1 protein-coding gene is annotated in these 5,100 nt (G+C 73.9%); it reads left to right on the top strand.

The window, feature by feature from the left end; all coding sequences use genetic code 11:
- Positions 1-5,100: type I polyketide synthase (locus tag AC0693_RS38595; protein WP_478804604.1), on the top strand; the 5,100-nt coding region annotated here is incomplete at both ends.

Consider the following 5,100-nt stretch of genomic DNA (forward strand, 5'->3'; position numbering starts at 1 on the left):
TTGACCGCGGTGGTGCACACGGCGGGTGTGCTGGATGACGGTGTGATCGGTTCGTTGACGGCCGAGCGGTTGTCGGCGGTGTTGCGGCCGAAGGTGGATGCGGCCTGGAATCTGCATGAGCTGACCGAGGGTCTCGGCCTTTCCGCGTTCGTGTTGTTCTCTTCTGCGGCGGGTGTCTTCGGTGGCGCTGGTCAGGCGAATTACGCGGCGGGCAATGTCTTCCTGGATGCGTTGGCGGCCCACCGCAGGGCTCGGGGTCTGGTGGCGACTTCGCTGGCCTGGGGCCTGTGGACCGGCGTCGGCGGCATGGGCGGTGACCTCGCCGAGGCCGACCGGGACCGCATCAACCGCGGAGGCATCCGCGTGCTGACCCCGGAGACCGGGCTCGCCCTGTTCGACGCGGCCGGCCGCACCGCCGAACACCTGCTCCTGCCCCTCCCGCTCGACTTGGCCGCCCTGCGCGCCCAGGCCCGCAGCGGCATGGTGCCCGACCTGCTGCGCGGCCTGGTCCGTGTCCCGGTCCGGCGCGCGGTGGGCCACGGTGGTTCCGCGGACACCTCCGCGCTCCTCACGCGGCTCTCGGCGCTCCCCACCGGCGAGCGCGAGGCGGCCCTGCTGGACGCGGTCCGCGCCGAGGTGGCCGCCGTACTGGGCCACGCCTCCACGGACGAGGTACCGGCCGACCGGGCCTTCAAGGAGCTGGGCTTCGACTCCTTGACCGCCGTCGAGCTGCGCAACCGGCTCGGCGGAGCCACAGGTGTCCGGCTGCCCGCGACCCTCGTCTTCGACTACCCGACCCCGAACGCCCTCGCCGCGTACCTGCGGGCCGAGGTCCTCGGCCTCTCGCTGGAGGAGGACACGGCCGACGCGGTCGGGCACGGCTCCGCGCTCGCCACCGTCGTCCACGGCGACGACCCGATCGTCATCGTCGGGATGAGCTGCCGCTACCCCGGCGGGATCGAGACTCCCGAAGACCTGTGGCGCCTCGTGGCCGGCGGCATCGACGCCATCTCGGAGTTCCCGCAGGGCCGCGGCTGGGATCTGGACTCGCTCTACGACCCGGACCCGGACGGCAAGGGCACCAGTTACACCCGCTCCGGTGGCTTCCTGCACGACGCGGGCCGCTTCGACCCCGCCTTCTTCGGGATCTCCCCGCGCGAGGCCGTGGCGATGGACCCGCAGCAGCGGCTGCTGCTGGAGACCTCCTGGGAGGCCTTCGAGCGGGCGGGCATCGACCCGGCGACCATGCGGGGCAGCCGTACCGGGGTCTTCGCGGGCATCATGTACCACGACTACGCGACCCGGATCACCTCCGTCCCGGACGGCGTCGAGGGCTACCTCGGCACCGGCAACTCCGGCAGCATCGCCTCCGGCCGGGTCTCGTACGCGTTCGGTCTGGAAGGCCCCGCGGTCACCGTCGACACGGCCTGCTCCTCCTCGCTCGTCGCGCTGCACTGGGCGATCCAGGCGCTGCGCGCCGGCGAGTGCGACATGGCGCTGGCCGGTGGTGTCACGGTCATGTCGACGCCGGGCACCTTCACCGAGTTCAGCCGCCAGCGCGGTCTGGCCGCCGACGGCCGCATCAAGTCCTTCGCCGCGGCAGCCGACGGCACCAGCTGGGCCGAGGGCGCGGGCATGCTCCTGGTGGAGCGGCTCTCCGACGCCCGCCGCAACGGCCACCCGGTCCTCGCGGTGGTCCGCGGCTCTGCGATCAACCAGGACGGTGCCTCCAACGGCCTGACCGCCCCGAACGGCCCGTCCCAGCAGCGGGTCATCCGCCAGGCTCTGGCCTCCGGCGGGCTGGCCAGTGACCAGATCGACGTGGTCGAGGCACACGGCACGGGTACGACGCTGGGCGACCCGATCGAGGCGCAGGCCCTGCTGGCCACGTACGGCCGGGAGCGGTCGGTGGACGAGCCGCTGTGGCTGGGCTCGATCAAGTCGAACATGGGCCACACGCAGGCCGCCGCCGGTGTCGCCGGCGTGATCAAGATGATCATGGCGATGCGGCACGGCGTCCTGCCGAAGACCCTCCACGTCGACGCGCCGACCCCGCACGTGGACTGGGAGGACGGCGCCGTCGCGCTGCTGACGGAGTCCGTGCCGTGGCCGGAGACCGGCCGTCCGCGCCGGGCCGGTGTGTCCTCTTTCGGCATCAGCGGCACCAACGCGCACACGATCATCGAGCAGGCTCCGGACGAGGTGGCCGCGGCCACCGGTTCCGGTGACGGGCCGCCCCCGGCCCTGCCGTACGTGCTGTCCGCGAAGTCGGCGGACGCCCTGCGCGGTCAGGCGGCCCGCCTGCGCGGCCATCTGGAGGACGCGGCCGACGTGCCCGCCGCCGACGTGGCCTACTCGCTGGCGACGCGGCGCGCGTCCTTCGGCCACCGCGCGGTGGTCGTGGCCGGGGACCGCGAGGAACTGCTGCGCGGTCTGGCCGCGGTGGCGGACGGCGATCCGGTGGCCGCCGGGGTCACGGGCGGCGTGGTGGGTGCGGCCGGGGCCGGGAAGCTGGCCTTCCTGTTCACCGGACAGGGCAGCCAGCGCCTCGGGATGGGGCGTGAGCTGTACGACGCCTTCCCGGCGTTCGCGGCCGCGCTGGACGCCGTGTGTGAGCGCCTCGCACTCGAACTACCGCTGAAGAGCGTCCTGTTCGGGGAGGATACGGACCTGCTGAACCAGACGGGCTTCACCCAGCCCGCGCTCTTCGCGGTCGAGGTGGCCCTGTACCGGCTCGTCGAGAGCTGGGGCCTGCGGCCGGACTTCCTCTGCGGCCACTCCATCGGCGAACTGGCGGCCGCTCACGTCGCCGGGGTGCTTTCGCTGGACGACGCCTGCGCACTCGTCGCCGCTCGTGGCCGCTTGATGCAGGCGCTGCCGTCGGGTGGTGTGATGATCGCGCTCCAGGCATCCGAGGACGAGGTCCTGCCGCTGCTGACGGACCGCGTGAGCGTTGCCGCGATCAACGGGCCGACCTCGGTCGTGATCGCGGGCGACGAGGACGCGGCACTCGCCGTGCTGGCGGCGTTCGCCGACCGCAAGAGCAAGCGGCTCACCGTCAGCCACGCCTTCCACTCCCCGCACATGGACGGCATGCTGGCCGACTTCCGCAAGGTCGCCGAGTCCCTGACGTACGCCGCCCCGCGCATCCCCGTCGTGTCGAACCTGACCGGAGCCCCCGTCACCGACGAGATGGGTTCCGCGGACTTCTGGGTCCGCCACGTCCGCGAGGCCGTGCGCTTCCTGGACGGTGTCCGGGCACTGGAGGCCGCGGGCGTGACGACGTACGTCGAACTCGGCCCCGACGGCGTGCTGTCGGCCATGGCCCAGGACTGCCTGGCCCAGGACGGCGCCCGGTTCGCGCCCGCCCTCCGCTCCGGCCGCCCCGAGCCCGTCACCCTCCTCACCGCCCTCGCCGGCGCGCACGCCCACGGTGCCCCGGTGGACTGGGAGGCGTACTTCGCCCCGACCGGCGCCCGCCCGACCGAGCTGCCGACCTACGCCTTCCAGCGGGACTGGTACTGGCTCGACTCGGCGTCCGGCGCCTCGCACACCCCGGGCGACGCCGCCGGCTTCGGCCTCGGCGCGACGGACCACCCGCTGCTCGGGGCAGCCGTCGAACTCCCCGACTCGGACGGGTTCCTCTTCACCGGACGCCTCTCCTCGGCCACTCACCCGTGGCTCGCCGACCACACCGTCCTCGGTTCGGTCCTCCTGCCGGGCACGGCCTTCGTGGAACTGGCGGTCCGCGCCGGCGACCAGGTCGGCTGCGGCGTCCTGGAGGAGCTGACCCTGGAGGCCCCGCTCGTCCTGCCCGATGGCGGAGCGGTCCAGCTGCGGCTCTCCGTCGCCGGAGCCGACGACACCGGTCGGCGCACCCTGTCGCTGTACACCCGGGACGAGGACAGTGCGGCCGACGAGCCGTGGACCAGGCACGCCGCGGGTGTCCTCGCCCCCGGCGCCGACGCACCGGCCCCCGCGGCCGACCTCACCGCCTGGCCTCCGGCCGGAGCCGAAGCGGTCGACCTCGACGGCCTGTACGAGGGCCTCGCCGCGGCCGGGTTCGACTACGGCCCCGCCTTCCAGGGCCTGCGCGCGGCCTGGCTGCACGGCGACGCGGTGTACGCCGAGGTCGCCCTGGACGAGGAGACCGCCCGGACGGCCGACTGGTTCGGCCTCCACCCGGCCCTGCTCGACGCCACCCTCCACGCGGCCGGGCTCGGCGGACTCGTCGAGAACACCGGCCGGGGACGGCTCCCGTTCGCCTGGAGCGGCGTCCGGCTGCACACGGCCGGAGCCGATGCGCTCCGGGTCCGCCTGGCCCCGGCCGGGCACGACGCGGTCTCCCTCGAACTCGCCGACCCGGCGGGCGCACCGGTCGCTTCGATCGAGGCACTCGCCCTGCGGGCCGTCTCGCCCGAGCAGATCGGCGCGGCGTCACGCGGCGGCCGTCCGGAGTCCCTGTTCCAGATCGACTGGACGCCCCTGCCGCTGACCCCGGTCTCCGCGGCCGAACAGCGCCCCTGGGCCCTGCTCGCCGACGGCCACGCCGGACTGGACACCGTGGGCGTGCGCTACACGGCCCACGCCACACTGGCGACGGCCGCGGCCGCGGAACTCGTCTGCGTCCCGCTGACGGAGCTGCCCGAGGGTGATGTGGCCGCCGCCGTGCACGAAGCGACCGCCCGGGTGCTGGGGCTCCTGAAGGTGTGGCTGGCCGATGAGCGGTTCGCGCAGTCGCGTCTGGTGTTCTTGACGCGGGGTGCGGTGGAAGCGGTACCGGGTGAAGGCGTGCCCGACCTGGTGCATGCCGCCGTGCGGGGTCTGTTGCGTTCGGCGCAGTCCGAGAACCCGGGCAGGATCGTCCTGGCCGACCTGGACGGCTCGGACGCCTCCTACCGCACACTGCCCGCCGTACTGGCTTCGGGTGAGTCCGAGGTGGCGGTGCGGGACGGTGCGGTGTCGGTGCCGCGCCTGGCCCGGGCCGCTACCGCTGGGGCGTCCCTGGCGTGGGGTGGCGCGGGTACGGTGCTGGTGACGGGTGCGAGTGGTTCGCTGGGCGGGTTGTTCGCCCGTCATCTGGTCGCCGAGCGGGGTGTG

The organism is Streptomyces sp. NPDC043876 (assembly GCF_056435825.1).